We start from the raw sequence: 26793 nt of genomic DNA, 5'->3' as shown, positions 1-26793 counted from the left end.
GGGCTGACTCGGTCAATGACAGCGCTACCCGGTCTGCATGACGACAAACCTGGTTCCGACACCTAGGAATGGTGTGCGTCGAGCATCATCGGGTAACCGAACTGGATGCATTCGGATGGATCACACGAAGTGGCGGGAGACGTCACCGACAACCAGGACAACAGAGAAGAAGAGGCCCCACTCTCGGTGGGAGTGGTCAGTGACGACGGCTTCGCGTCTACCGTTGCGTCGTCCATCATCGAAAATCTGCCCGATCACGCGATGATCGACGGGCAGCGGCGGGAACTCCGGGTCTCCGGAGCATCCGTTCCGCTGCCGCCCACAGCAACCGGCTCCGCCCCACTCGGTCAATGGCTGGCAGCGGTGCGAGCTACCGACGACTACGACATCGTGTTGTGTGTGTCGGAGGTTCCTCGCCGGCTCGGGTCGCGTCCGGTGATCGCCGAGCTTCGCGACGGTACGACAGGCGCGGTGTACGTGCCGTCCTTCGGAACACTGGCTGTACGTCGCCGTGCCACCACCGCTGCTCTCGCTGTGTTGCACGAGTTGATCGAGGCCGACGATTCGTCTCGACCGCCGAGACGATATTTCAAGTCGAGCTGGATTCCGAGCGATTCCGGGGAAGGCGACGAAGTACTGGTGACGTCGAGCATCCTCGGCCGAATCAGGTTGATATCGGGAATGATTCGTTGTATTCGCCCGTGGCGGTTGGTTCCCACACTGTCGGGCGCGCTCGCAGCTGCGAGTGCGGCGTCCGCCTTCGGCGTGTTCTACGCGAGCATCTGTCAGATGGCGGCGTCGATGAGTGTGATGCGCTTGGCGATGATCGGAGTTGCCGCGGTGATGGCCATGACGGTGTGGGTCATCTTCCCCAACGGGCTGTGGGAGAAACGGTCGTTCCGAAGCTCGACGATCGACCGTTGGATGTACAACGCGGCCACTCTGGGAACAGTGCTGACCGGTGCACTGTGCATGTACGCCCTGCTGTTCGCTGTCGTTTTGCTCTCGGCGGCGGTCGTGATCTCACCGGTCTTTCTCGCTGTGCAGATAGACCGCACCGCAACCCTCGGCGACTACTTCTCGTTGGCGTGGCTCGCAGCTTCGCTGGGTACGGTGGCGGGTGCCGTCGGGTCCTCGGTCGCAGACCGCGAGGACATCCTCGGTGCCACGTACGGTCACCGCGAGCTGATTCGACGGCAATCGGCGACGCCGTCGTCCTGATTCGGAACGAACCGGACCGCAGTTGTGAGTGAGAACAACAAGATGTGGGTACGTTCGGGAAATGCCATACCTGGAACGCACCGCTGATGTCTTCGTTCTCAACCTCGGAAGCCGCGGGGTCGACGACACCGAGAACCGCATCAGCCCGAACTGGGTTGCCGAGATCAACACCCTGCTCGACGAGGTCCAGGCCGGCTCCGGTTCTGCTGCGCTCGTCACAACAGCGACAGGCAAGTACTTCTCCACTGGAGTCGACTTGTCGTGGGGCGCGGAAAACCTCGACCAGATCAATCGGTTCATCGGCACCGTGCAAGAGATGCTGGTGCGCTTTCTCACGCTTCCGATGCAGACAGTCGCAGCCATGCAGGGGCACACTTTCGGCGGTGCCGCATTCTTCGCAATGGCGCACGACTACCGGATCATGCGATCCGATCGCGGTTTCCTGTGCTTCCCCGGTGTCAACATCGGCGCTACCTACAGCCCCGGAACCGTGGACATGGTGCGAGCGAAGATGGCACCGAACGCCTTTCACGAGGCACTCACCACCGGACGCCGCTACGGCGGAGACGACGCTATGGCACTCGGCCTGGTCCACGACGTCTCGGCCGCAGATTCGCTCCTCGACACCGCTGTCGCACGCGCCGGCGAACTCGCCGGAACGCGAGGCGACGTCTTGGGCGAGATCAAGCGAACCATGTACGCACCCGAGATTCGGTCACTGCTTACCCCGGTTGCCGGTGTCGACGAAATGGAATGGGCCTCGAACTGAGTTGAGCCCTACTTTCCCGCTACGAGGGGTGCCACCTCGGTACCGAGCAATTCGATGCCGCGCAGCAGATCGCTGTGCGCCAGGCGTGGATTCGTCATCTGAAGCGAGAGTCGATCCACACCGCCCAGTTGCTCGCCGACTCGCAGAATTTTGTCTGCCACCGTCTGGGGATCGCCCATGAAGAACGCACCGTTCGGACCGGAGGTGGCGTCGAACTGCTGCCTGCTCGGGCGGGCGAATCCACGCTCACGAGAGATCTTGGTGAACATCTCGTTCCAGCCGGGATAGATCGTGTCTGCGGCGATCTCCGTCGTCTCGGCGACGAAGCCGAACACGTGCAGACCCACCTTCAATCGTTCCGGCGGGTGGCCCGCTTGGGCTCCGGCACGCCGGTACAGGTCGACGAGCGGGGCGAATTGGCGTGGCTCGCCGCCGATGATCGCGATCATGAGCGGGAGTCCCAGAAGTCCTGCGCGAGCGAACGATTCGGGCGTTCCACCGACACCGACCCAAATGGGCAGCGGATCCTGCAGCGGACGCGGATAGATCCCCTGCCGGTTCAGCGCCGGCCGGTGACGACCCGACCAGGTGACCTCCTCGTTGTCCCGGATCTGCAGCAGCAGGTCCAGCTTTTCGGCGAAGAGTGAGTCGTAATCGGCCAGATCCAGGCCGAAGAGTGGGAACGACTCGGTGAAGGAGCCGCGACCGACAACCAGGTCGGTCCGTCCCTTCGAGATCAGATCCAGGGTGGCGAACTCTTGGAACACCCGTACCGGATCGTCCGCACTGAGTACCTTGACCGCGCTACCGAGCCTGATGTTCTCGGTTCGCGCAGCCGCGGCGGCCAGAATGATGGACGGGGCCGAGTCGTAGTACTCGCTGCGATGATGCTCACCGATGCCGAACGAGTAGAGCCCCACCTGATCGGCGAGAGCGATCTCTTCGAGCAGGTGACTCATGCGCTCCTCCGGAGCGATCACGCGACCGTCGGTCGGGTCGGTCACGGAAGAAACGAAACTGTCGACGCCCAGATGCACGATGGGACCTCTCGATCGGTGGTGGACGTAGTCGTCAGCGTAGGTGAAGCTTCAATTATTCCGGATGAGAAAGCAGTCGAATACTATTCGACTCCGCGTCTCGATTCTTCCCCGTGAAGTCCATCTACCGACTATCACCGACGAGCATCGTCAGAAGTGCGCTCGATGAATCCCCTAACGCCGTCCGCGTTTGCGAGCGCGTCGTTCGTCGAGCTTTTTCTTGCCGTACCCCCAGGTGATGCGTCCGAGTCCCTCGAAGAGTCGACTGGAAAGACTCCTGCGGCCGCTCATACGGTGTCCTCGTGTTCGGTGATGGTCATGTCGGTTCGGTTCCCTTTCTCGTCGGCAGCCGATCCAGGCGGTACGCCGGGTACGTACTGACTGCGCCGAATAAGTCGAATCGGGAACGAGCAAGCACACATCGGTCAGGCGTGATCTACGTCACGGACCGCGTGCCGGCTCCCGAGCTACCGCCCCTCGACGAGTCGATAGATCCATCCGATCACTTCGGGGTAGGCAACGGCGTTGGCAGCCGGATGGTCGATTGCCGGAACCAGCTCGGTTCCGAAGTCGAGCTCCCGGACTGTGATGTCCGTGAAACCGACGGCACCCCAGCGCTGTGTCAGGAGCCGGCTCTGCTCGATGTCGACGGAGCGGTCGTTGATGCCCTGCACGATCATGACGGGCAGCGCGGGCGGGGTGAACCCGATGGTGTTCGCATCCGTGAGTGGACCCAATACGGGACCCCTCATGAGTGAGCCCAGCGATGCGCCGTCGGCCGTCAAGTCCTCGGACCGCAGCGACCCATGTGCGAGCGCGTCGGTATTGCAAAAGTTCAGTGCCGCATCCAGGGCCGTTCGCCCGCGTTCGTTGAAGAGGGCACGTATCTCGCCGGCACGCTCGGGATGCGCTCCGATCCAGCCGTCGACCGTGTACAGCATTGTTGCGGCCCACTCGGTTCCGTCCTGGCCCTCGACACGCAGCACAGGATCGGTCGGTGCGGCACCGACGAAGGCACCGACCACGGACAGGTCGGGCGCATAGGTAGAGGCGAGTTCGGCGGCGGCGGCCGAGGCAACGCCGCCCGCAGAGTATCCGTAGAGCACGATCGGCGCACCGGTCTGGCTCGCCGCGGCACGAGCCGAGTCCAACAGCGCACGCGCGCCCGCGACTCGGCCCAGGAATTCGTACTCGCCGGGGGTTCCGAGCCCCTGATAATCGGTGGTGACCACCTGATATCCCTGGGCCAGTAGAGGCAGTAAAGCCGGCATCGTAGTTGTCAGTCCGAGCTCGGACGAACCCGAGCAACGATCAGATATGCCGTAACTGCCTGGCGCATAGGCGATCACGGGCCGTGGCCCCCGACCCTTCCATGCGCGATCAGGTGTGATCAAAAGCCCCGACACCGCCACCGCACGATCACGGGGATCCACTGATCGATACAGGATGCGCTCGGTGCGTGAGCCCAGAAAATCGAGCTGCGGCACGGCTTCTCGCCGCACGACGGCCCCGGGCGCAAAGGCTTCGAGATCGGCGACGGGAGCACCGTAGAAATCGGCTGTCGCAGGTGCTGCCGAAGCGGGTGCTGCCGAAGCGGGTGCAATCGACAGAACGCAGGACACGACAAGGACCAGCGCGGCGCACGTGACGGAATGGAGTCTCATCTCGCGAGTAAGTATGCGGCTCAACGTGACAATTCGCATTCCGCCACAGGCTGTGCGGTAGCGGTGTAGCGCGAGCTCTCCCCTACTTTGCCGACTTGATCCACGCCGGGGAAAGCCTGCGTACCTGTGGTGCAGAGGCCAGTAGTGGGGCGACTTCGCGTTCGTACGCCAGATATGCAGGATGCCGAAGAAACCCGACTGCGTCCTCAGCGGTTCTGTAGTGCTGAAACGCTGTGATGCCATCCGGATCGTCGGAATCGAGGCAGTAGTAGTAGGCGAGATGCCCAGGGTTGTCGAGCACGGCCGGTGCCAGGCGCTTTTCCCACAGAGCCCGGACGGCGTCGCGTCGATTCGGCAGAGTCTTATGAGTTACGACGACGGTGACGCCGGGTTCGACTGGCATGACAGGTCCTTTCGACCGAAGCAACCGATGTACCGCGATCATGCACCACGGTCCCGACACCGGCCGGCATCGCGAAGATTCGGCCGCCCGAATAGTCGGGCCTGTAGTGTCCCCGGTCATGACGGCACGAGCTTTCACGAGATCGGCAGTCGTCGCGGGGTCGGCAGTTGCGCCGCCCGTCCGCGCAATCTCGGGCTCCGGAGAGAACGGCCGGAGAAGTGAAAGTCGAGTGATTCTGCTGCACTTCACTTCTGGCGCGTTCGAGCCACATTCAGGGGATTTCACCGTCCCGATGCCATCCGGTGGTGGATCCATGATTGTCGTATCCGACGCGGCGAGCACGACATATCTCGATGCGCTGGCGAACACCGAGCGGTCCGCCCAGCCGTGATCTGGCTCGCGTGGCGGTCGAACCGGGCACCTCTGCTGATCTCGCTGATCACCATCGCAATCCTGATCACGGCGACGTCGACGGCCGGAGCCTACGTTCCGCGTTATCCGCAGACGTCGTGGTCGTTCCCTCGAATGTGTTCTCGATGGAACGATGTGGGACCGTGCAGACCGGAGACCGCACTGACCCTGTCGACGCTGGGTGCACTGCTTCTACCGTTGCTGCTCGGAATGTTCGTCGGGGTACCCGCTTTTTCTCGTGACGTGGACTCTCGTACCCATGTGTTGGCGCTGACGCAGTCGCGGAGTCGACTGCGGTGGTACTTCGCACCCGTAATCGTTGTCTTCCTGCCCATTTCGGCTGCTATGACGTGCCTCGGCCTGGCATTGCTTTGGGCCACGGGCCGGTCGCGCGATTCTTCGAGTGCCGACCACGGCCCGTCCGTCGGTTTCTCGTGGTTCGATTTTCCTCACTTCGAGACGGCCGGCGTCGCTCTCGGTGCATACACCTTGCTGATGCTTCTCGTCGGCAGCACTCTGGCACTGGTGTTCCGACGCGGGATCGTCTCCATGCTCGCTACCCTCGTCGTCTTTCTCTTCTTTGCACCGGTGGCGTTCACCTGGATTGCGCGCGAGCACTACGGATCGCCCAGCATCGACAGTGAGCCGATCAGCGGCTTGTATCGCGAATCGGAATATCCACCCAACCCGTACTACACCACCGACGGAACGTGGGTCGTCGACGCCGGGTACGTCGACAGCAGCGGGGCGGAGGTCGGACCCGACACAGCGCGGTGCGCGCAGCCGTACCGGGACGGGAATCCACCTGCCGGGGAGACGAACGAACAGCGTTCGGAGCGAACTCGACTCGAAACCGTGGACCGAGCAGCACGATTCGACGACTGCTTACGCGACCAAGGCGTCGCCCGCTTCGATATCAGATACTTTGCCGACGACGAGTTCTGGCGTTTTCAAGCGATCGAAACCGGCCTCATGCTCGCATTCGGTCTCGCGGTGAGTGGCGCGGGAATATCGGCGGTCCGGCGTCTTACCTGAAGATCTGCTCACTGTTTGTGCAGCGTGAAGCTCGGACAACTGTCGCCCTGACCTTGCGGTGCCCGCAAGTCGACATCCCTACCCGCCTACCGACAGCAGCTGGGGCCGTTTTGCCGTCCGACTGTCGCCCGAGGAGCGCCTACGGACGCGGCGAGTCAACCACGGCGCAAGGAACATTCCGGCCCAGTTCAGGTCGCCGCGAACCCGGGAGACCAGATGTGGGCGCCCGAGTGGGGCCAGAGGACGATCCCATGCGTCGGTGGCACCCGGCAGGCCGAGAGCGAATGCGGCGGCCGCGGCGAGCCGCGCGTGTCCTTTCTCGTTCAGATGCAAGCGGTCCCAGCTCCACAGACGCGGATCCGATGCCACGTCATGCTTCTCAAGATCAATTACTATGACACCGAATTCTTCTGCAGCCGTCCGAATCTCGGCGTTCAGCTCGGTCATACGCTTCGCGATGATCGCTCGACCGGGGACGGGGTGTGCGAGGCGGGGAAACGTCATGGTGATCACGGTGCAGTCGGCCGCTCGCAGCGCGCCGAACATTGTGCCCAGCTCACCGGCCACAGTGCGCGCATCGAAATGGGGTCGCAAGATGTCGTTGACGCCGGCAGCGACGGACGCGACGGTGGGTCGCAACGCCACGGCGGCGGGCAATTGCTCTGCTCTGACCTCAGCAGCTTTGCGACCACGCACCGCGAGGTTCGCGTACACGACCGTGTCGTCGCTCTCGGCCATGTGCTCGGCGAGCCGATCGGCCCAGCCACGAAAGCCCGCCATGTCGTCGCCGTCGTTCAGCCCCTCCGTCTGACTGTCACCGAGAGCTACGTACCGCAACTGACCTTCTCGGTTCTCCATCACCGCTCCTTCGTCGAGCAGAAATATACAACAAGTTGTGCATGAAGACGCTTTTCCTGCGCGACGGGTACTGTGCCGGATCATGTCCCTACGTGATGCCGTGCTCGCCGCACTGGTCGACGGGGAGCTGTCCGGCTACGACTTGTCCAAGGCGTTCGATGCAACGGTCGCCAACTTCTGGACTGCCACTCCTCAACAGCTCTACCGCGAGCTCGATCGAATGGATCGAGACGAGGTGATCACCGCGAGACTGGTAGAGCAGGACGGTCGCCCCAACAAGAAGCTGTTCAGCCTGACCGACAAGGGTCGTGCGGCGCTGCGCCAGGTCAGCCACCGCCGCCCGAAGCTTCCCGCGATTCGCGACGAGCACCTGTTGGCAGTGCACGCACTGGAGGCCGGCGACCTCGAGCCGATGACTGCCGCGATCCGCGAACGGATGCAGCTCTCACGCGACAAACTGGCCAGGTACGACCGGATGGCGCACCGCCTGCTCGACGGACGCACCGAGACCGACTTCCTGACGACCGCAGATCGCATCGGCCCATACCTCACCCTGATGCGAGGACGAATGTTCGAGGAAGAATCTCTCCGCTGGGGTGCCCGGATTCTCGACGTACTCGAGGTCCGCGCTGGTCGACGCTGACCGCCATTACCCGATCAATAGTCACAAAGTTGTGTATCGTTCGCGATAACACCCGAACCCGGGTCCGACCCTACTCAGGAGATGACGCGTGCAGCGGTTCCGACAAGCCGTCGAGGCGAACGACCACGACGCCATGGCCTCCACCCTTGCTGACGACGTCGTCTTCAGCTCGCCAGTTGCGTTCAAGCCGTACCACGGCAAACCGATGACCGCGGCGATCCTGCGGGCCGTCACGCGGGTGTTCCGCGACTTGCGATACGTCCGAACTGTCGAAGACATCGGCGGTCGCGATCACGTCCTGTTCTTCGAGGCCCGCATCGACGATGTGACCGTCCATGGCTGCGACATCCTGCACCTCGATTCCGACGGCCTGATCGACGACTTCACCGTCATGGTGCGTCCGCTGTCGGCGGCACAGGCACTCTCCCGGGCCATGGCTAAGGAATTCGCCGCCGAGATGGCGTCGAACACTGCGACCGACAAGATGGACTGACCCGCTGGACTTCTCACTCGACGCCGATCGTCACCTCGGTGGATTTGACGAACGCGGTTGCCTGCTGCCCCACCGCGAGCCCGAGCTCCTCGGCGGCCTCGCGGGTGATCGAGGAGGTGACTGTCTGGTCGCTGCCGTCGAGACGAACCTTCACCGTCGCCATCACACTGCCGAGCGTGACCTCGGTGATGGTGCCGACGAGCTGATTGCGGGTGGACAGTCGCACGATGGTTCCTCCATGTGAAAAGTAGTTCATGAATGGTCGAGCGAAGCGAACGATACTGGAGGTGCCACACAGCGTCTGCATTCTTCGGTGCTGTCCGACCCGCACTGCCGAGCCCCCCTGCTCACTCCAGGGCGGGCATTGCGTCCACGCGCGCGGGCACGTGCTTGTGCCACGGAGTCGCGGAAAACTCGTCGCGGCGAGCGGCATCGGTCAATTCGTTGGGTGCAACTCCGACGCGGGCCGCGGAACCGGGAAGGTCGAGTCCGAAGCCGTTGGGAAGGGAGATATGGCCGGGTTGCATCGTGTTCGTGATCTCGACCTGTGCCACGGCCGACCCCTTGGCGGTCGTGATCTTGGCACTGCAGCCTTCGGACAGTCCGAGCGCCTCGGCGTCGACCGGGCAGATACGCAATGCACCGTTCCCGCCCCGTTTGCGCCAGGTGTCGTCCCGAAAAATGGTGTTCGCAGTGAACGCGCGACGTTCGCCTGCGGAGAGTACGAAAGGGAAGTCATCGCTGGTGTGAGACGGATCGCTGTTCTTCAGGTTTCTCAAGGAGCCCAGCAGGGGTGCGATGGCCAGCTGTATAGGTCTGTTGGCGGCGGGAACATAGTCCCACGCTCCGCCGTCGAGGTCGTCGACGGTCATCTCGACGCCTGATCGGTTCTCCAGAATTGCGGCGAACAAGGCTTCGGCATTGCGATGGCCCGCTGCGCGGACCGATCGGGGGTGCTCGCGGTAGATCTTGTGGGACAGCGCCCACAGCGCCGCAGCCGATGTCGCGCCGTTCGGGAGCGTGGGGCCGAGCGTTGCGTAGAGCAGGTACGCGGCGACCGGGACGGACTTCTTGTCGAGCCCGAGCAAGGCAAGAAACGTTGCTGCGTACACCTTGTGGCCCAGCTTGAGCGCCCCACGCAGCAAGATGATCCAGCGGGGTTTCACCAAGCCCAATTCGTTGATCAATCGTGCATAGATCTCGGGTTCGGGCAACGTTCCCGGCAATGGGTCGAGTATCGGTGCCCGCAACTGAAAGCTGTTGCGCGGGTATTCGAGACAGAAGAACGTCGCCTCCCATTTCTCGAACTGACTGGACGCGGGAAGCACGTAATCGGCGCGTCGTGCAGTCTCGGTCATCGCAACGTCGATCACCAGGCTGAATTCGAGTTCGTCCATCGCTGTGCGAAAGCTTGCAGAGTCGGCCATCGAATGCGCAGGGTTGGACGACTCGATCACCATTGCCCGGAACCTCGCGGGGTGGTTGTTCGACACCTCCTCTGCGATGGCGTTACCCGGAACCAACCCACCGAACATCGGCGTACCGTGAACCGGTGTGCTTTTGACGTCGAGTGAGTAGTTCAACAATGGTGCGAGCCACGAGTGATTATGCATGGCACCACTTTTCGCGAAATTTCCGGTGACGAGCCAGATGAGCTTCTCGAGGTAGGAGACCAAGGTGCTGTTGGGGCTCTGCTGGACTCCGAGATCCTCGTAGATCGAGACGCTGTCCGCTGTCCCGATGAGATGCGCCGCGCGCCTGATCGCGGACTCGTCCACTCCGCACACACCTGCGTAGGCCGAAACGTCGAGTCCGTGAACTGCGGCCACTACCTGTTCGACACCAGCTGTGTTCTCGTGCAGGAAGGCGTGGTCCATCATCCCGTTATCGACGATGATCGCCAAAATGGCTGCAAGGCACCACGCGTCGGTTCCCGGCTTGATCTGTAGATGTATGTCGGCGCGCTCTGCAGTTTCCGTTCGCACCGGATCCAGGACGATCATCGACCTGAGGGGGTCTTTGCCGATCTCCTGCAGCACGGTACGAGCTCGGGCGACACCGTGCGACTGCCACGGATTCTTGCCGAGAAACACACTGACCTGCGCACGGTCGAAATCACCCACAGTGTGGCTACCTGTGAGGTGCGCGTCGACCCACGCCTCTCCGGTCTTCTCCTGCGCGATGGCGTTCGATCGATACCGCGCACCCAGTCCGCGCATCAGCGCACCGGCGTAGGCACCGCCCAGATGATTTCCCTGTCCGCCGCCGCCACAGAAGAAGATGCTCTCACCGCCGTGCTTGTCACGAACGGAGCCCAGACGCCGTGCGATCTCTGCGATCGCCGTATCCCAGTCGACCGGCATGTACGTGCCGTCGGCCTCGCGTCGCATCGGAGTATCCAGTCGCGACCCGCCGTTCTGGTAGTGGTCCAGCCTGAGCGCTTTGTTGCAGGTGTATCCGAGCGACTTGGGGTGGTCCTTGTCGCCACGAATCTTGGCGATCCTCCGACCTTCCGTGGAAACGGTGATACCACAGTTGTTTTCGCACAGAATGCAGGCGGTCTTCTTCCAGTCCACACTGCTCTCGTCCGTCACATTCGTCTCCAGTAATTGTATGTGGAACTGCATAGTACGCCTGCTGCACAATCGAGTCGGTGTGCAGTCGAATGAGGAGGTGATGAAACGATTTCGATGCCTCGACTGCGATCGGCCGTGATGGCGAGTGTCGCGCGATCGGGTATCGACGACAAGGTACGGGAGTACATACCTCCGCCGGAATCATTGTGCACGCGCACACTTCACACGGCATTTCGGCCGTTCTACCGAAGTTCGTTGCGCCGCAGACGATCCTCTGTACTATGACGGAATGCATAGGACTTGGGGCTCGTGACGTACATCGATGACATCCATCTTTCGACTGCGGTCGTCATCGACTTCCTGCGCTCATGATGCGGTCGGTACCCGGCCTGCGGACGGTGGAAGAACATCGTGCGCTCATCGACGGCTTGATCTCGCGCACCCCCACGGTGATGACGCCCCTGTCGCAGGCAGCAGGACGCGCCCTCGGCGCGGAGGTCGATGCTCCGATCCCACTTCCGCCCTTCGACAACTCCGCAGTCGACGGGTACGCGGTGCACGTCGCCGACCTGGTCGGTGCCGGACCCGACGCGGTCGTACACCTCCCTGTTGCACGCGTGATAGCCGCAGGTGATGGAACACGAGAAAAATTACGTGCGGGAACGGTTGCCCGCATCATGACCGGTGCCCCGATACCTGCAGGGGCCGACGCCGTGGTTCCGGTCGAGGATGCCCGGTACGACGGAACAGAGGCGGTGTTCGGTAGCCCGAGCAGGGCCGGCGCGAATATGCGGAGAACCGGGGAGGACGTCATGCCTCCGGAGCGCCTCTTCGATGCGGGAACGGTCCTGACGCCGTCGCGTATCGGACTACTGGCTGCATCCGGTCTGGGACGGGTTCTCGTACACCGTCGGATCCGGGTCGCCGTGGTGTCGACCGGCGCCGAGATCGTCGACGCTGCCACTCTTCTGCGTCACGGTCGTATTCACGACTCCAACTCGGCACTCCTGTCGGCCGCGGTCGAAGACTGCGGTGCCGAACTCGTGGCGTGTATTGCCTTGCCGGACTCGGCGAACCAACTCAGATCGCACCTAGCAGAGCTCGGAGCGTGTGCAGACGTCGTCATCACATCGGGCGGAGTCAGCGCCGGGGATCACGAGGTGGTCAAGCAAACGCTGATGCCCTACGGCGTGCGCTTCGCCGGCGTCGCGATGTCGCCCGGGCGACCCCAAGGTGCCGGAACCGCTTTCGGCACAACGTTATTGACCTTTCCTGGAAACCCCCTTGCCGCCTACGCTTCATTCGAGCTTCTCGCGCGTCCGATTCTCCGACGCGCTATGGGCCTGGTTCCGGACAACCGTCCTACCCTGCGGGTGCCGTTGGCACATCCACTACCCAGGAAGTGTGGAAGACACACCCTGGACCTCGCGATCGGACGCCCCGACGGGTCGATCGCCATGCTCACCGGCTCGGGAAAGCACGGGCTCGGCGCGGCGCGAGAGGCGGGCTATCTCGTGGAATTGAACGGTGCAGTTCCTTCCCTCGACGCCGGCGAGACGGTCACGGCGACAGTGCTCTGACCCGCGCGATCACATCCGATGACATGTAACGAGTGAAAAGAGAGCTCCATGGTCGAGAACGGCGCCACCGGCGACTGGCAGAAGACGGCATGCATTCTGTGCGAGTGCAATTGCGGTATCGAGGTGAAGGTCGAGGACAGGGCGCTTCTCAAGATCCGAGGCGACAAGGATCATCCCGGATCGCAGGGCTACACCTGCGAGAAGCCGCTCCGGTTGGACCGTTATCAAAACGGCGCTCACCGCATCGACTCGCCTCTGCGACGCCGTGCGGACGGCACCTACGAGGAGATCGACTGGACTACCGCGCTCGACGAGATCGCTGAACGTCTGCGGGCAGTTCGTGAACGACACGGAGGCGAACGCATCTTCTTCTACGGTGGCGGCGGACAGGGCAATCATCTCGGCGCTGCCTACGGTCGATCCCTGTTTCACGCAGTCGGAGCGAAATACACGTCGAATGCTCTGGCGCAGGAGAAGACGGGTGAAGCGTTCGTCGACGGTGAGCTCTACGGCAGTCCCACCGCAGGCGACTTCGAGAATTCCGAAGTGGCCGTGTTCGTCGGCAAGAACCCGTGGCAGTCCCACGGACTGGCTCGAGCACGGCCCACACTCAAAGAGATCGCCCGTGATCCGGAGCGGTCGATCATCGTGATCGACCCGCGCAGAAGCGAGACAGCGGAGCTGGCGGACCACCACCTGCAAGTGAAGCCCGGGACGGACGCGTGGTGCCTCGCAGCTCTCGATGCCACTCTCGTGCAGGAGAATCTGATCGCCCACGAGTGGCTCGCGACCCACACCGTGGGGGTGCACGACGTCCTCGAGCTACTCCGCAGTGTGGACATCACCGACTACGCTCGTCGGTGCGGTGTGCCGGAAAACGACATTCGTGCGGCCGCACGTCGCATCGGACGGGCAAGCAGCGTCGCGACGTACGAGGACCTGGGAATTCAGCAGTCCCCCAACAGCACGGTGTGCGCGTATCTGCAGAAATTGATGTGGGTGCTCACTGGGAACTTCGCCAAGCCCGGTGGTATGCACATGCATTCGTGGGTCTTCCCTCTCGCCGGTGCCTGGTTCCCCATCCCGCGCGAGAACAGACCGCCGCTCGATGCGGCACGTCGAATCGCCGCACTACGCGCCATGCGCGCAGGTGCAGGTGCGGTGCGGTCGTTGACGACTCGGATGGGAGGCCATCGCAGGACTCGCAGCATCGTCGAGCGCGCGGCGCAGCTCGCCCTGAACAACTTCTTCTCCTCCGTGTCGGTAGCCGTGGCCGATCCGATAGCACGCACGATGGGTAATCCGTATCAGACGGGCTTCACACCGGTCACCGGCGCTCGCATCGTCTCCGGCCTCATACCGGGGAACTCGATCGCCGACGAGATACTGAACGATCACCCTGATCGACTGCGCGCCATGTGGATCGACTCGTCCAATCCTCTGCACTCCCTGGCGGACAGCGACCGATTCCGTCGCGCGATGCGCAGTCTCGAACTGACGGTCGTGGTCGACGTCGCACTCACCGAGACAGCGCGGGAGGCCGATTACGTTCTCCCTGCCTCGAGCCAATTCGAGAAGTACGAAGCGTCACTGTTCACTCTTCACTTCCCGCACAACGTGTTCCAGCTACGGGTGCCGCTCATGCAGCCGATGGCAGGCACTCGATCCGAGCCCGACATCTACGCCGAGATCATCGACAGACTCGGCGTCGTGGACGACAACGTGCTGTCGGCCCTCGGTGCGGCGGCACGTACGGGTTCGGCGACGTTCAACCTGGCACTCTTCTCGACCATCGAGCAGAAGCCGGAATTGGCCGGGCTCCTGCCGTACATCCTGTACCGCACACTCGGAGCCACGCTCGACGTAGGCAAGGAATCCACGGCGCTGATCTGGGGCCTTGCACAGCTCGCCTGCATCGCCAACCCGGATGCCGCGCGGCGGGCCGGATTCGACCGAGACGGTGCCGCGCAAGGAGATCAACTCTTCGACGCCATTCTCGCCGATCCGCAGGGCGTGACCTTCACCGAAGACCGGTACGAGGACGCATGGCGCTACATCCGCCACCCCGACGGCAAGATCCACGCCGCCATACCGGAGCTGCTCGCGGAAATGCGGCTGCTCGACCGAGAAGAACCGGACTACACCAGCGACGATTACCCCTTCATCCTGTCCGCGGGTGAGCGACGAGCTTTCACCGCCAACGTCATCATCCGTGATCCCGAATGGAGACGACGGGACAAAGAGGGAGCGTTGCGGATGTGTCCCTCCGATGCGGAATCGATGGGGGTGGCCACAGGTGACACCGTTCGGCTGATCACGGAGACAGGTAGCGCCTCGACCGTGGTGGAAGTCAGCGACATGATGCAAGCCGGCCATGTGTCGCTTCCGAACGGAATGGGCGTCACCTACCCCACGGGTGACGGCAACGAGACAGTCGTCGGGGTACCTCTCAACACGTTGACATCGATCACTCGTCGGGACAAGTTCTTCGGCACTCCCTGGCACAAGAACGTGCCGGTTCGAATCGAGCCTATCCAGAACTCGGCACAGGGGTCGAGCAGGTGACCGCCCGGCAGTACTCGGAAGCATCGGCATAGCACGCTGATCGGTCCATGGCCTAGGCCATGGACCGATATGTTGCGGGCGGACGATGACTACCGCAGAGCGACGGCTGCCACCAGATGTCCCGCCGCCAGTGACGCACTCGTATCGTCCAGACGCACGAAACAATCTGCGCCGGCTGCCGATTCGAGGCCATGCCGTTCCACCCCGGTCAGCAAGGTGACCGTTCCGTTCGTATTCAGGTGTGCGAGATGAAACGAAGGATGTCCAGGCCGCGGGTCGACGCCGTGAGCAAGCGGCACAGACACCTGTCGACGCTCCTCGGCGCTCAACCCCATGCCCAACCGAAAATTGGGGCGGGCGAACAACTCGAAGGATTCGTACGCGGCCAGTGGATTACCAGGAAAGCTGAGCACCGCAGTGCCCAACATGCGGCCGGCACCTTCTGGTCGGTCCGGCCACATAGCGACGTCCACGAATCCCATGTCCTCTGCGCGCAGAGCTGTGTCGACTACTCCGTCACGGCCCGCATCGATCCCCCCGGACGTGATGACGACGTCGGCTCCGGCGCACGCCGTCGCCAGAACGGCCCGAAATTCGTCCACCGAGTCCGCCACCGAAACGCACATGGTCACGTCGGCACCGCAGGCCACTACGGCGGCGGCGAGCATCACCGAGTTGCAGTCGTGAATCTGACCGAATCCGAGAACTGTTGATCGGTAGATGATTTCGTCACCAGTCGAAATCACGGCTACGCGCAATCGCCTTCGGACCGACACGCTTCGAACGCCGACTCCGGCCAGCAGACCTGTATGCACCGGGGACAGGGCCGTTCCCGGCGCGAGAAGTCGCTGCCCTTCCCGCACATCCCGACCCCTACGCCGGATGTGAGCGCCGAAAGCGCATCTCCCACGAAATTCCACCCGGCCCTCATCTACTCGCACCTCGTCCATGGGCACTATCCCGGTAGACCCAGCGGGAACGGGAGCCCCGGCCGAGATTTCGACAGCCGTGCCGACAGCCGACACCACCGGCGCGCGATATGTCACCGGAACATGCTGTGCAACAGGCAATAGGACGGGAGATTCGGCCGAGGCACCGATGAGATCGGATACATGCACCGCGCATCCATCGACTACGGACGTATCGAACAGGGGAAGCGGATCCGGTGCGAACACAGGCTCTGCCAGGACAAGGCCGGATGCCGCCACAAGATTGGACTGCCTGACCGCAGTGATCCCGATCAGACCGGCAACCATCGCAGAGTGCTCCTCCACCGACCGCAAGGCGACAGTGGACGTAGCGAACGGCGAGTTCATGAACGAGCCTGAACCGAGGCAACCAGCATCGTGTCTTTACCTGTAGGTCCAGTCTTGGCAGCACCCCCTGGGAAACCGAGTTCCTCGAAGAACTCGGCATTGGTGGATACGTAGCCAGTCCACTGCGGAGGTACGTCCTCCTCGAAGAAGATCGCCTCCACCGGGCAAACCGGCTCACACGCACCACAATCCACACATTCGTCCGGATGGATATACAACATCCGATCGCCCTGATACATGCAATCCACCGGGCACTCCTCGATGCATGCCTTGTCGAGAATGTCGACGCAAGGTTCGGCCACGATGTACGTCACGAGACTCCGTCCGTCATTGATTTCCAGCCCACAATTATGCCGAACGTCATACTACATACGAATAACCAACGTAGATAGCAACTTTGGGCGTACATCGATGGAAATGCCATCTACCCTTGCCGGTTGTGCACGCGCACATCGTCTCTGGCCCAAGAGTGGACACTCGCACCTTCCGCCCGGCCCTTGCTGCCATCCACAATCTATCGAGTCCCCTGTGACCGACCGATTCGAAGGGCTTGTGAACAATGACGTCCGTAGCGGGAAAAGTCGCATTCATCACCGGAGGGGCGTCTGGCATAGGCCTCGAAACAGGTCGCCGACTCGCATCGCTCGGCGCGCACGTGGTCCTCGTCGATCGGTCCGAGATTTCCGCATCGGTGTTGGAGACCCTGGACACGACCCGCCACTGTCGACACATGTCGGTCGTGGCAGATGTCACCGACACCGCGTCGCTGGAACTGGCCGTGTCCACTGTCTTGACCGAATACGGATGCCTGGACGTGGTCGTCGCCAACGCCGGCATCGCCGAGGCCGGCACCGTCGCGATCAGCGATGTCGAATCGCTGGTCGCCATCGTCGAAGTCAACCTCATAGGAGTCATCCGGACGGTTCACGCAACCTTGCCTGCAGTGACGGCCCAGCGAGGTTACTACCTCCTGGTTTCCTCTGCTGCAGCCCTGAAGAACATCCCGGGCCAATCTGCCTACGCCGCATCCAAAACCGGTGTCGAGGCGTTCGGTGGCGGGCTACGGCTCGAAGTGGCTCACAAGGGCGTCGGCGTCGGCGTCGCCCACCCTGCATTCGTGCGCACACCGATGTTCGAGTCGCAGCACAGCATAGCGGCGGTGCGCGCAGGTATCGAGGAAATGCCGTGGCCGTTCAGCGTCGTGACAGAACTCGACGACTGCGCAGCGGCATTCGTGAACACGATCGTCGAACGTGGTCGAAAGGTCTATGTACCCGGTGCACTTCGCGGCGTGGACACCGTGCGCGGAGTGTTCACAGGCCGTCTGTGGGACGCCATTCTGCGTCCGCGGGTGAAGAAGACGGTTCCCGCTCTAGAGGACGGGATTCTTCGGGCCCGCACGCAGCGCTCGGTCACGGGTCAGTAACCACCACACCAAGACCAAATCCGCGGTCGAGTCGATGTCCAGCCCGGTGAGGTCGCCGAAACGGGCGACGCGGTTGCGGACGGTGTTGCGGTGCACGAAGAGCGCAGCGGCGGTATCGTCGACGCGGCGATCGTTGTCGAGATACGTTGCGACAGTGTCCATGATCTCTCGACCGGTCGCGCCGCGAACCAATAGAGGGCTTAGGTGAACGCCGGCTATCTGCTCAGCGACTTCGTCGGCGAAGGCCAGCAGAGGAAGTGGTCCGAGCGCCGCGAGATCCACCAACCCGGTTCTGCCGAACATCGTGGCCAACGAGAGCGCGCGTTGGGCCTGCTGGTACGAGGAGCGCGCGTCGGAGGGTTGGCGTGCGTCACCCACCCCGATGGCAATCTCGGACTCCAGCCGTTCCGGGACGATGGGCAACAAGGCTATCAATCGACCGTCGATGACCGCGTCGACCACATCGAGAACCTCTCCTCTACAACGCATCCGGAGCAACGCACGAGCGTCCGACGCTGTCACCGTGTCGTCCCACACGATGCAGGCGACCCGGTACGAATGCGACAGGTCTATGCCGTGCTCCTGTGCGTCGCCGGCCAGGGAAGAGGGTAGGTACGAATTCTCGACGAGTTGCCGGATCAGATCCGAGCGGCGGATGGCACCGGTGACTGCCCGCTCCTGCATCACGGTGTTGACGGCTGCCGAATAGGACGTCGCCCACTCCCACATCATGTCTTGCATGTCGTCCACTGCGTCCGTGGGCAGATTCTGCTCGGCCGCATTGTGCCTGATTATCTTGAACAGCTCCCGCGCCCCCAATTGGATGCTGTGGGCAACCAATTCGAGTGGGATCGTCTGATCCGCCCAGCGCCGGACCAATTCGGTCACGTCGCTTTCGTCCACCGACGGCGAGTTGCTTTGCACGCGCCACACCACTATATCGAGCACGGCCCTGGTATTGCGTTCCACTTCCTCGCGAGCGACGGAGTCGTACAACGGAATCCGCTGGCGATACAGATCCGTCAATCGCGATGCCACCGAGTCGAGCTCTACGTCGGCACCGGCGATCAGCGACGAAATCCGTGCCGCGATCGCCCGCTCCCTGGTGGTGTCACTGTCTTCCTGCATCGAGCTACCTTCCGTCGCTACGATCGTGTCATATCCCGAGCCGACAGCCGTCGAATTTCGGGTGCGATGGCACGACTGCGGGCGGTGAAAGGTGCCGTCGTCAGTACCGCTCGTAGAGCGAGCAGAAGCCTGCCTGCCCGCGGATAGATCATTCTGGAGGAACGGTTTTCGAGTGCGCGTACGAAGTGAGGGACGATTCTGTCCGTGTGTGTGACAGCACCGAAAGGCCCGGGGAGAGCTTGTAGCAGCGCAACGAACGCTGGTTGGCTCATTTTGTTCGTGACCAGCGTCGTGTCGATCCACCCCGGGTGAAAGGACCCGACCCGTACGCCGGTTCCGCTCAGTTCGAGTCGAAGCGAGTTGGCGAAGGCTTCGAGACCCGCCTTGGCCGCTGCGTACGCCGAGTGCCCGGGCTGGTGAGCGAACGAAGCCCACGAACAGGTGAAAGCAACATAGCCTTCCGCTTTCATGACAGCGGGCAAGGCTGCTCGGACGATATTGTGCGCGCCGATCAAATTGATATCGATGATGCGCTGCCACGTTCCCTCGGGAAGCAGGTCGATCGGACCGTAATCGGACACCCCAGCGTTCGCCCAGACGATGTCGATCCGGCGACGGGTGGCGAGAATTTGCTCGACCATTCGGTTGCAGGCCTCGGCATCGCGAACGTCCAACTCGTATGTGTCGCACTCCCCCGGTATGGTGGCCGCCACGCGGGCCAGACCGGCTGCGTCCACATCAGCGAGAACGACAATGCCTCCTTGAGCGGAACACTCGAACGCGGTAGCGGACCCGAGCCCGCCCGCCGCGCCGGTGATCAACAGGACTTGTCCGGAAAGCGGCGAAGCGGTCACGAAACAACCCCTTGTGGGTGGTCGGGCAGATCCACTACGGCAAGGGCCGATTCCGAAATGCTCCCCAGGATCAGTTGCGATCCGCGCCGCACCACGCTGGTGACCATGGCAAAGTCGGGCGTCGGCGACTGCAAGTCATGGACTATCGACCCGTTTCGGTCGATCGCCATGACCCACGTGGTCCGTTCTCCTTGTCGGAGCTTCTCCGGCAAGGAGTAGGAGATTCGGCGGATGATTCCCGGCAAGCGGGCCACTCGATCGTGCAGCGCATTCCGGGGCGTCGCCATCGACACCCACGTCAGGTCGCCGTCGACCGAGATGTTGTCGGGGAACGCGGGCAGGTTGTCGATCAGAGTTCGCGGGACCGCTGTCCCATCGACGAGAGAATACCGAATGATTTCGAAGTCTCCCGTCGACACAACCGTTGCGAACTCTTCGTTATCCGACACAGTCAGGCCGTTGGCGAACTGAATGCCATCGACGACGATTCGCGCCGTACCGTCCGGTGTCAGTTTCACCAGATGACCGGTGCCCGAGTGCTCGAGCAGATCCGCCAAGAAGTCGTCGAACGAAAACCTACGCGAGGACACGGTGAAGTAGATATTTCCCGATGGTGCCCGAACGACGTTGGACGCGAACGTGATCGGGACGGAGTCGAGGCGGTCCAACACTACGTCGACACAGCCACTGCCGAGATCGACACGCAACAAACCGCGTTCGCTGTCGCACACCAGAATCGTCGAATCGTCGACGACGGTGATGCCCAGCGGCCTACCCCCTGTGTCGGCGAGAGTCTCGACAGTAGAAGTACTGTCGTCGATCAGTGTCACCCGGAGAACCCTCCCATCCACGAGTCCGGTGAGAATCCGTCCCTGGGAATCCAGCCGAACGTCCTCCGGGCCCCGGCCCGGCAGTTCGACGCGTCTGATCGAGCCCATCGGGGTGTCGCTGTACTTCGCTCTCGCACGGGCAGTCGACTTCGGCGGTGTCCACCGGACGGGCCGCAGACTCGGACTGAGTGTCGTCGCCGGAAGACGGGCCGCCGACGGTGAGGCCTGACCGTTGACGACCGCGGCGATGGCACCCGCCGAACTCCAGGGCGCACCGTGCCCCTCGTGAGGCAAAGGGTAGGCGTCGATCCTCGGATCACTCGCCGACAACGCCATGTCACTGGAGTTCACTCGTCGATCGTCGAGTCCATAGACCACCGACACCGGGCAGCTCAGTGCAGGTAGACGTTCCGAGAGCGAACGCTCCTCGAGGTAGTGATCGATCGAGGAGGTCGAGGTACGGAACCGTCGAATACCCGTGGCCAATAGGTCCTGTACCGCGAACTCCGGCACCGGACCACTCGGAGCGAACGCAGAGCCGAGCCCTGCACGCAGCATTCTCGCGGGAAGCATTGCCCACACTGCGTTGCCGACTAGCGGCGTCCTGAGAATTCTCTCGGACAGACCGCGCGAGGTCAGTCGACTCGACACGGTCGGCGTCGTCGCGACGAGCACCAGTCGTCGAACGAGCGTGGGGTACTGCTCGGCCAGTGATGTCGCGACCAGGCCGCCTCGCGAATGGCCTACCACGGTGACGGACTCGAAACCTGCTACTCGTATCTCACGGGCGACATGAAGTGCATCGTGCTCGATGGTGTCGCTTCCCGACAGGTCGGGCACGAGGACGTTTCCGGCCAGGAGCGGTTCCACGCGATCCCAGGTGGCGGCCGAAGCGCCGAGACCATGCAGCAGAACGATTGCCTCGGATGTCATCGTGGCCTCTCGGAGGTACGCACGAGGTGGTCCTCGGGATCGAATCGAACTGCACGAGAGCGATAACCGAGAACGCTGCCGGGCCACAGGTTGCTGTTGCGGCCGGAAGGATCGAGATACCAACTCCGACAGCCGCCGCTGGTCCACACTGTTCCTTCGGTCAGTGCATCGATGTCGGTCGAGTACTTCGCCTGAGCCTGCGGCGTCGGCTCGATGAAGCCACCGGCATCGATTGCACGCTTCATGGCCCTCCCGATGTACTGGATCTGCGACTCGAACATCATGATGACCGAGGTGTGCCCGAGCGCAATATTGGGGCCGTGCATCAGGTACAGGTTCGGAAAACCCGAGACAGAGGTACCGAGATAGGCCCGTGGGCTCTCGCCCCAACTCTCGGCCATCGATCGACCCTGTCCATCGAATACTCTGTCGGTCAACGGTAGTCGGCGCGTATCGAACCCGGTGCCGAAGATGATCGCATCGACATCGTGCACTCCGCCCGCTGCATCCACGACTCCCGTGGGTGTCACCTTCGCTACTCCCCCGTTCTCGACGGTCACGTTCGGCTGAGCCAACGCCGGGTAGTACTCGTCGGACAGCAGAATTCGCTTGCAGCCCATCCGATAATCGGGCGTCAACTTCGCCCGCAGCGCAGGATCGCTCACGGCATGCGCGAGATGTGCTCGTCCTTCCTTTTCTCCGATTCGCATCAGTGCCGGGTGCCGGAAGGCCAGCAGCTTGATCTCACGTTTGGCGTAGACGACTGCTCTGGATGCACGCTGGTAACCCGGAACCGACCGCAAACGCCTACGGGTTCTCTCGGATATCGGCCGATCGTTGCGAGGCATAACCCACGGTGCAGTGCGTTGGAACAGCGTCAAAGACTTCACGACCGGCTGGATCTTCGGCACGAATTGAATTGCCGATGCACCGGTACCGACGACGGCCACTCGCTTCCCCGAGAGATCGACCTCATGGCGCCACTGAGAGGAGTGGAAGACGGGGCCGGTAAAGGTGTCTATTCCCTCGAGAGCAGGCAGCGACGGGTCTGCGAGCGATCCGGTGGCGAGCACGACATGGTCGGCAGTCGACCTTCCCCGGGCGGTGTCGAGTATCCATCGTGAGGTGTTCGAGTCCCACGCCAAAGATCGCACGGCACAACCGGTTCGGAGACGCGGGATCAGACCGTGATCGCGCGCGAGATTGTGCAGATACGAGCGAATCTCAGACTGCCTCGCATACGTGTGCCGCCAGGTGTGGCTCGGGGCGAACGAAAACGAGTACAGCAAGCTCTGCACGTCGCAGGCGGCACCGGGATAATCGTTGTCGCGCCACACTCCCCCCAGCGACGACGCCCGCTCGAAGATGACGACGCTGCCGCTGTGCAATTTTTCCAGCCGGATAGCGGCACCGAGACCGGCGAACCCCGAACCGATGACTGCCAGGGTGTGATGATCGGGATCGGCGTCGGACCCGGTTTTCACCATGATTCTCTCGCGTTCTGTGAGTGAGGCTTTCGGGAGAATTCAGACCACGAGGTGACCGAAGCCGGCAACTCAGTGGGCAGTGCGAACGCGCCGTCGAGGGTCAAGATTTCAGCGGGACCGACCGAACCGTGAGTCTTGCTCGTCAGGCGAACAGACACGAACGCGGTCGCATAGTCGATGTCGCCGATGTGGAATACCTGCTCGAAGTAGAGATTTTTGGCATCGGTGCCCAGCAGGCGTGTTCGCACGCGGTACGACCGAGGGAAAGTGAGAGAACGGTGATATGTGATGGTTTGGGCGGTCACCACCGGGCTCCACCCGCGGCTGCGAAACTGCGCCCAGAGACCTGTTCTTGCGTAGTACGAAATTCGCGCAGCGTCCAGAACGGACAGGTATCGACCGTTCGTCATGTGCATCAGGACGTCGAGATCCACGAGAAGCACCCGGAACCGCGTTTCCAAAGCCTCCCCTACCGTGGCTTTTCGCCTCGTGGACCGCATGCGAACGAGCCAGCGGATCGTCATGATCACAGTGTTCACCCCTTCGCCGACGTATTCTCTGCACCATCGTGGTCGAGAAGGTTCGTCGTCGCGATAGCTGCCACAACACGTCCGAACGCAGGAAGGTGTGCGCATGCACAACGCCCGAGGAAGGCTCGGCCGATACAGTGTTCACCGACAGCCAGGAGAGACCATATGAAGATCTTCATCATCGGAGCTGCCGGCGGCATCGGCTCCAGACTGAGCACCGTTCTGACCGCTCGCGGTGACACGGTCTCCGGAATGATCCGCAACCTCGCTCACCGTGACCGAGTCGAATCAACCGGCGCTACAGCTGTTTTCGGTGACCTCATCGATAGCGACGCCGCCACGCTGGCAACCGCGTTCGCCGGCCACGACGCCGTCGTCTTCAGTGCAGGCGCACACGGTACCGGCATGGACAAGACGACGTCGATCGACGGAAAAGGTTTGGAAAAGGCAGCCGACGCAGCGCACAGTGCGGGCGTGAAGCGGTTCGTACTGGTCTCGGCGTTCCCCGAATCGGGCCGCAGCCAACAGCCTTCCGAAGGATTCGAGCACTACATGGCCACCAAGAAGACTGCCGATGTCTACCTGTCCCACACCGAGTTGGATTGGCTGATCGTCCGGCCCGGAGTGCTACTCGACGAGCCGGGGGGTGGCACCGTCACCGCCGGATTGGCCATCGAGCACGGCGACGTACGGCGCGACAACGTCGCATCGTTCATCGCGGCAGCGTTGGCCGAACCCGCACTGACCCGGACGATCGTCGAACTCACCGACGGCACAACGCCTGTCGCCGATGCGGTTCGGCAAGTGATCGCAGGCTCTGGCGCTCGGCTACCGTGACGAGTCGACGACTCCATTGAACAAGAGCACCATTTCTTTCTCTACAAGGTCCAGCGCCCTGGTGCTCCGCTGTGCCTTGCACAGCAGCAAGGCGCCCTCGATAGCCGAGAGTGCCATGGTGGCCAACCCATGGGCGCGTTCCTGATCGATACCGTGCTGCCACAGTGACGCCGCGATCGTGTCCTCCCACGAGGTGAACGACTCCCCCGCGGCAGCGAGTGCGGCCGGACTCTGAGGCCCTTCGATAGCGACGGAGGCCACCGGACACCCCGATGCGAAATCGGTGGCCAGTAACTCGCCGCGAAATCCGGAAATGATCGCTTCAACCGTCCGCAGCGGACCGAGGGTTGTCAATCCTGCCGAGATCATCGAACCCATGAAGGTACCGGCCGCTCGGGTCGCCTCTTCCACCAGCTGTGGTCGACCCTGCGGAAAATGGTGGTAGACCGAGCCTCGCGGAGCACCCGCATGTTCCAGGACGTCGGCGACGGACGTTGCCTCGACGCCCCTCTGTTTGAACAACGCGATGGCGCTGCGCAGCATGTCTTCGCGTGCGGTCGACCGTCTCGGCATGGTGCCACCTCTCGGGTCGGCTCTGATTATGTCGTCCATCATAACAAGGGTGCTCAGCTGTGCACCCGACCCGCCGCACCCCACCTCGACGTCGCTGACGTGGGGAGGCTCGAGATGTATCACTCGGACTGATATGCGGTGTCAACACATTCGATTTCCCTGATCACCGACACCGACACACACTTAGCGGCGATGCGTGACCCACCTCACTCGAGGTCCTTCGTACGATTCAGGGAGATCTACATGACTCAACTCGGTTCCGAACCTGGTGTGCAGCAGAGGACGCCAGGTCGCACCCAGGGAATTCTGTTGGTCTCGATGAGTTGCCTGCCGGTGCTCGGTGCGGTGTTGCTCGCCCCGATTCAACCGCAGATGCTCGACGAGTTTGCCGACACACCCGGCGTCGAAGCCTTGGTTCCCCTGACCATCACTGCGCCTGCGCTGATGATCGGTTTGCTCGCGCTCGGCGCGGGACGGGTGATCGACAAGGTGGGCCGCATCCGACTGCTGACTGTCGCGCTCGTCGTCTACTCGCTGTTCGGAATCGCCCCGTTCTTTTTGGACTCACTCCCGTTGATCGTGGCGTCGAGACTCGGTGTCGGCGTTGCCGAAGCCGCCATCATGACCTCTTGCACCACACTGATCGCTGATTACTTCTCCGGCAAGGACCGCGCTCGCTACTTCGGGTTGCAGGTGGTGTTCACGAGTTTGTCGGCCGTGGTCTTCATCGGTCTCGGCGGCGCACTTGCACAGAACGACTGGAGAACTCCGTTCTGGCTTTACACCGTCGGAGTCGTCTTCGCGATCCTCACCCCGATCATGCTGTGGCAGCCTCGTTCCACGACCACGATGCAAGACCTGGTTGCGTCGATTCGATGGCGGCCTCTGCTCAAACCGTTGGCCGTCACACTGTTCGGCGGGGCCGTGTTCTACACACCGATCGTGCAGATTCCGATCAAACTCGACGCCGTCGGTGTGAACAACACAGCTACCATCGGCATCGTGAGTGCGCTAGTCGCGCTGGCTACGGCACTTGCCGCGCTCACTTTCGGTCGACTTTCCGACGCCGGTCCGAAGATGTTGTTGCCCATTGCATTCGGTGCATCCGGTATCGGCCTGGCCGTCGTCGGACTGGCATCGAATCCCCTGTTCGTCGCGGTTGGTGGCATCATCGCTTCGGCCGGATGTGGACTGCTGCTTCCGACGTTGCTCCACTGGGTTGTCAGCGACCTCGACTACGCTCAGCGAGCCCGCGGCACCGGAGCGTGGACGGCCGCCATGTTCACCGGCGAATTCCTGTGCCCCCTCGTCGTCGTCGCCCTCGGTGCCGTGTTCGGCGGGCTCACCGGAGCACTGATCGCACTCGGGACCGCGTCCGTGCTCATGGCAGTGATGCTTCCGAGGCTCGGGTCATTCACGGTCCACACCACACCGTCCAGCAACTCCTGAGAAACCAGCAATCCTGGGCCATGCCTGAGCCTCTTGGTAACTGAGAGCCTCTTGATACCTGAGCGAGCATGCGGTGCGGCCACGCCGCGCAGAATCCTCGAACCTGACACAGAGCGCACTAGCGTCTGAGCCTGGCTTCGTACCGCGGGCGAGTGATCGGCGGTGCCCTGGCCGG

25 protein-coding genes and 1 pseudogene are annotated in these 26793 nt (G+C 62.5%); 11 read left to right on the top strand and 15 right to left on the bottom strand.

The features are described 5' to 3' along the window. Window positions 1–105: 105 nt before the first annotated feature. Together CH285_RS06510 and CH285_RS06505 are read left to right on the top strand one after the other, a co-directional pair. Window positions 106–1221, top strand: a complete 1116-nt coding sequence (locus tag CH285_RS06510) for a hypothetical protein (RefSeq protein WP_255164690.1) — start codon at window positions 106–108, stop codon at window positions 1219–1221. 61 nt (window positions 1222–1282) lie between these two features. Continuing rightward, window positions 1283–1990: an enoyl-CoA hydratase-related protein gene (locus CH285_RS06505; RefSeq protein ID WP_032406788.1), complete on the top strand. Its 708-nt coding sequence runs from the start codon at window positions 1283–1285 to the stop codon at window positions 1988–1990. Between the two features lie 8 nt (window positions 1991–1998). Here the strand turns inward: CH285_RS06505 and CH285_RS06500 are convergent, their stop codons facing one another. From CH285_RS06500 to CH285_RS06490, 3 genes are all read right to left on the bottom strand, one after another. Then, entirely contained in the window at window positions 1999–3027 is a 1029-nt protein-coding gene (locus CH285_RS06500) for an LLM class flavin-dependent oxidoreductase (RefSeq protein ID WP_094644350.1), read from the bottom strand. Between the two features lie 467 nt (window positions 3028–3494). Beyond that, the gene (locus CH285_RS06495) at window positions 3495–4691 is read right to left on the bottom strand and encodes an alpha/beta fold hydrolase (RefSeq protein ID WP_052060572.1); all 1197 of its coding nucleotides are present in this window, start codon (window positions 4689–4691) and stop codon (window positions 3495–3497) included. Window positions 4692–4773: 82 nt separating this feature from the next. Next, entirely contained in the window at window positions 4774–5094 is a 321-nt protein-coding gene (locus CH285_RS06490; RefSeq protein ID WP_032406790.1) for a putative quinol monooxygenase, read from the bottom strand. A 118-nt stretch (window positions 5095–5212) separates the two neighbouring features. On the opposite strand from CH285_RS06490, the gene CH285_RS06485 reads away from it, so the two are divergent. Both CH285_RS06485 and CH285_RS06480 read left to right on the top strand, forming a co-directional pair. Next, on the top strand, window positions 5213–5485 hold the full coding sequence (locus tag CH285_RS06485) for a hypothetical protein (RefSeq protein ID WP_139278484.1): 273 nt from the start codon (window positions 5213–5215) through the stop codon (window positions 5483–5485). After that, on the top strand, window positions 5482–6540 hold the full coding sequence (locus CH285_RS06480) for an ABC transporter permease (RefSeq protein WP_032406791.1): 1059 nt from the start codon (window positions 5482–5484) through the stop codon (window positions 6538–6540). The genes CH285_RS06485 and CH285_RS06480 overlap by 4 nt, the downstream gene beginning before the upstream one ends. Before the next feature lie 78 nt (window positions 6541–6618). On the opposite strand, the gene CH285_RS06475 is transcribed toward CH285_RS06480, so the two are convergent. Further along, the gene (locus CH285_RS06475; RefSeq protein WP_032406792.1) at window positions 6619–7398 is read right to left on the bottom strand and encodes an SGNH/GDSL hydrolase family protein; all 780 of its coding nucleotides are present in this window, start codon (window positions 7396–7398) and stop codon (window positions 6619–6621) included. 82 nt (window positions 7399–7480) lie between these two features. On the opposite strand from CH285_RS06475, the gene CH285_RS06470 reads away from it, so the two are divergent. After that, on the top strand, window positions 7481–8041 hold the full coding sequence (locus CH285_RS06470; RefSeq protein ID WP_032406793.1) for a PadR family transcriptional regulator: 561 nt from the start codon (window positions 7481–7483) through the stop codon (window positions 8039–8041). Between the two features lie 88 nt (window positions 8042–8129). Next, window positions 8130–8534: a nuclear transport factor 2 family protein gene (locus tag CH285_RS06465; RefSeq protein ID WP_032406794.1), complete on the top strand. Its 405-nt coding sequence runs from the start codon at window positions 8130–8132 to the stop codon at window positions 8532–8534. Window positions 8535–8547: 13 nt separating this feature from the next. Here the strand turns inward: CH285_RS06465 and CH285_RS06460 are convergent, their stop codons facing one another. Then, window positions 8548–8760 carry a TOBE domain-containing protein gene (locus tag CH285_RS06460; RefSeq protein WP_032406863.1) on the bottom strand — a complete coding sequence of 71 codons (213 nt, stop codon included), beginning with the start codon at window positions 8758–8760 and terminating at the stop codon, window positions 8548–8550. A 121-nt stretch (window positions 8761–8881) separates the two neighbouring features. After that, window positions 8882–11128 (bottom strand): molybdopterin-dependent oxidoreductase, encoded by a 2247-nt coding sequence (locus CH285_RS06455; RefSeq protein WP_032406864.1) that lies wholly within the window; start codon window positions 11126–11128, stop codon window positions 8882–8884. Window positions 11129–11478: 350 nt separating this feature from the next. On the opposite strand from CH285_RS06455, the gene CH285_RS06450 reads away from it, so the two are divergent. Then, on the top strand, window positions 11479–12690 hold the full coding sequence (locus CH285_RS06450) for a molybdopterin molybdotransferase MoeA (protein WP_094644351.1): 1212 nt from the start codon (window positions 11479–11481) through the stop codon (window positions 12688–12690). A 48-nt stretch (window positions 12691–12738) separates the two neighbouring features. Beyond that, the gene (locus CH285_RS06445) at window positions 12739–15255 is read left to right on the top strand and encodes a molybdopterin-dependent oxidoreductase (protein WP_094644352.1); all 2517 of its coding nucleotides are present in this window, start codon (window positions 12739–12741) and stop codon (window positions 15253–15255) included. 89 nt (window positions 15256–15344) lie between these two features. On the opposite strand, the gene CH285_RS28790 is transcribed toward CH285_RS06445, so the two are convergent. The 3 genes and pseudogenes from CH285_RS28790 to fdxA form a co-directional block, all read right to left on the bottom strand. Then, the gene (locus tag CH285_RS28790; protein WP_255032537.1) at window positions 15345–16001 is read right to left on the bottom strand and encodes a molybdopterin-binding protein; all 657 of its coding nucleotides are present in this window, start codon (window positions 15999–16001) and stop codon (window positions 15345–15347) included. A 51-nt stretch (window positions 16002–16052) separates the two neighbouring features. Continuing rightward, window positions 16053–16571, bottom strand: a pseudogene (locus CH285_RS28785) (gephyrin-like molybdotransferase Glp); the annotation flags it as partial. Continuing rightward, on the bottom strand, window positions 16568–16885 hold the full coding sequence (gene fdxA, locus CH285_RS06435) for a ferredoxin (protein WP_032406796.1): 318 nt from the start codon (window positions 16883–16885) through the stop codon (window positions 16568–16570). The gene fdxA and the pseudogene CH285_RS28785, both read right to left, overlap by 4 nt. Window positions 16886–17130: 245 nt before the next feature. On the opposite strand from fdxA, the gene CH285_RS06430 reads away from it, so the two are divergent. After that, window positions 17131–17997 (top strand): SDR family NAD(P)-dependent oxidoreductase, encoded by an 867-nt coding sequence (locus CH285_RS06430; protein ID WP_052060577.1) that lies wholly within the window; start codon window positions 17131–17133, stop codon window positions 17995–17997. On the opposite strand, the gene CH285_RS06425 is transcribed toward CH285_RS06430, so the two are convergent. Genes CH285_RS06425 through CH285_RS28640 form a run of 5 tightly spaced genes read right to left on the bottom strand, consistent with a single transcriptional unit; the run spans window position 17944 to window position 23729 of the window. Beyond that, entirely contained in the window at window positions 17944–19125 is a 1182-nt protein-coding gene (locus tag CH285_RS06425; protein ID WP_052060578.1) for a PucR family transcriptional regulator, read from the bottom strand. The two genes, CH285_RS06430 and CH285_RS06425, sit on opposite strands and share 54 nt — an antisense overlap. Before the next feature lie 17 nt (window positions 19126–19142). Further along, on the bottom strand, window positions 19143–19979 hold the full coding sequence (locus CH285_RS06420) for an SDR family NAD(P)-dependent oxidoreductase (protein ID WP_176458484.1): 837 nt from the start codon (window positions 19977–19979) through the stop codon (window positions 19143–19145). Further along, a complete protein-coding gene (locus CH285_RS06415) occupies window positions 19976–21742 on the bottom strand; it encodes an alpha/beta fold hydrolase (RefSeq protein ID WP_094644355.1) in 1767 nt (588 codons plus the stop codon). The genes CH285_RS06420 and CH285_RS06415 overlap by 4 nt, the downstream gene beginning before the upstream one ends. Then, window positions 21739–23229 carry a flavin-containing monooxygenase gene (locus CH285_RS06410; RefSeq protein WP_032406797.1) on the bottom strand — a complete coding sequence of 497 codons (1491 nt, stop codon included), beginning with the start codon at window positions 23227–23229 and terminating at the stop codon, window positions 21739–21741. The genes CH285_RS06415 and CH285_RS06410 overlap by 4 nt, the downstream gene beginning before the upstream one ends. Further along, on the bottom strand, window positions 23223–23729 hold the full coding sequence (locus CH285_RS28640; RefSeq protein ID WP_371829110.1) for a thioesterase family protein: 507 nt from the start codon (window positions 23727–23729) through the stop codon (window positions 23223–23225). The genes CH285_RS06410 and CH285_RS28640 overlap by 7 nt, the downstream gene beginning before the upstream one ends. A 195-nt stretch (window positions 23730–23924) precedes the next feature. On the opposite strand from CH285_RS28640, the gene CH285_RS06400 reads away from it, so the two are divergent. Continuing rightward, window positions 23925–24596, top strand: a complete 672-nt coding sequence (locus CH285_RS06400) for an SDR family oxidoreductase (RefSeq protein WP_032406798.1) — start codon at window positions 23925–23927, stop codon at window positions 24594–24596. Here CH285_RS06400 and CH285_RS06395 read toward each other — a convergent pair. Then, window positions 24588–25169, bottom strand: coding sequence for a TetR/AcrR family transcriptional regulator (locus tag CH285_RS06395; RefSeq protein WP_235581851.1), 582 nt, complete (start codon window positions 25167–25169; stop codon window positions 24588–24590). The two genes, CH285_RS06400 and CH285_RS06395, sit on opposite strands and share 9 nt — an antisense overlap. 243 nt (window positions 25170–25412) lie before the next feature. Between CH285_RS06395 and CH285_RS06390 the strand changes: the two genes are divergently transcribed. Continuing rightward, window positions 25413–26618, top strand: coding sequence for an MFS transporter (locus tag CH285_RS06390; RefSeq protein ID WP_052060582.1), 1206 nt, complete (start codon window positions 25413–25415; stop codon window positions 26616–26618). Window positions 26619–26793: the final 175 nt, after the last annotated feature.

Source organism: Rhodococcus sp. 05-2256-B1 (assembly GCF_002258465.1).
Taxonomy (GTDB): Bacteria; Actinomycetota; Actinomycetes; order Mycobacteriales; family Mycobacteriaceae; genus Rhodococcoides; species Rhodococcoides fascians.
The sequence above is the reverse complement of the archived record's forward strand: the minus strand, read 5'-3'. Positions and strand labels throughout refer to the sequence as shown.

What these genes read in the sequence shown, in the direction of transcription:
- CH285_RS06425 (WP_052060578.1), bottom strand. Translation starts at nt 19,125, where the DNA reads ATGCAGGAAGACAGTGACACCACCAGGGAGCGGGCGATCGCGGCACGG.
- CH285_RS06395 (WP_235581851.1), bottom strand. Translation starts at nt 25,169, where the DNA reads ATGCCGAGACGGTCGACCGCACGCGAAGACATGCTGCGCAGCGCCATC.
- CH285_RS06485 (WP_139278484.1), top strand. Translation starts at nt 5,213, where the DNA reads ATGACGGCACGAGCTTTCACGAGATCGGCAGTCGTCGCGGGGTCGGCA.
- CH285_RS06505 (WP_032406788.1), top strand. Translation starts at nt 1,283, where the DNA reads ATGCCATACCTGGAACGCACCGCTGATGTCTTCGTTCTCAACCTCGGA.
- CH285_RS06400 (WP_032406798.1), top strand. Translation starts at nt 23,925, where the DNA reads ATGAAGATCTTCATCATCGGAGCTGCCGGCGGCATCGGCTCCAGACTG.
- CH285_RS06415 (WP_094644355.1), bottom strand. Translation starts at nt 21,742, where the DNA reads ATGACATCCGAGGCAATCGTTCTGCTGCATGGTCTCGGCGCTTCGGCC.
- CH285_RS06475 (WP_032406792.1), bottom strand. Translation starts at nt 7,398, where the DNA reads ATGGAGAACCGAGAAGGTCAGTTGCGGTACGTAGCTCTCGGTGACAGT.
- CH285_RS06490 (WP_032406790.1), bottom strand. Translation starts at nt 5,094, where the DNA reads ATGCCAGTCGAACCCGGCGTCACCGTCGTCGTAACTCATAAGACTCTG.
- CH285_RS06390 (WP_052060582.1), top strand. Translation starts at nt 25,413, where the DNA reads ATGACTCAACTCGGTTCCGAACCTGGTGTGCAGCAGAGGACGCCAGGT.
- CH285_RS06410 (WP_032406797.1), bottom strand. Translation starts at nt 23,229, where the DNA reads ATGGTGAAAACCGGGTCCGACGCCGATCCCGATCATCACACCCTGGCA.
- CH285_RS28640 (WP_371829110.1), bottom strand. Translation starts at nt 23,729, where the DNA reads ATGCGGTCCACGAGGCGAAAAGCCACGGTAGGGGAGGCTTTGGAAACG.
- CH285_RS06495 (WP_052060572.1), bottom strand. Translation starts at nt 4,691, where the DNA reads ATGAGACTCCATTCCGTCACGTGCGCCGCGCTGGTCCTTGTCGTGTCC.
- CH285_RS06430 (WP_052060577.1), top strand. Translation starts at nt 17,131, where the DNA reads ATGACGTCCGTAGCGGGAAAAGTCGCATTCATCACCGGAGGGGCGTCT.
- CH285_RS06450 (WP_094644351.1), top strand. Translation starts at nt 11,479, where the DNA reads ATGATGCGGTCGGTACCCGGCCTGCGGACGGTGGAAGAACATCGTGCG.
- CH285_RS06445 (WP_094644352.1), top strand. Translation starts at nt 12,739, where the DNA reads ATGGTCGAGAACGGCGCCACCGGCGACTGGCAGAAGACGGCATGCATT.
- CH285_RS06510 (WP_255164690.1), top strand. Translation starts at nt 106, where the DNA reads ATGCATTCGGATGGATCACACGAAGTGGCGGGAGACGTCACCGACAAC.
- CH285_RS06470 (WP_032406793.1), top strand. Translation starts at nt 7,481, where the DNA reads ATGTCCCTACGTGATGCCGTGCTCGCCGCACTGGTCGACGGGGAGCTG.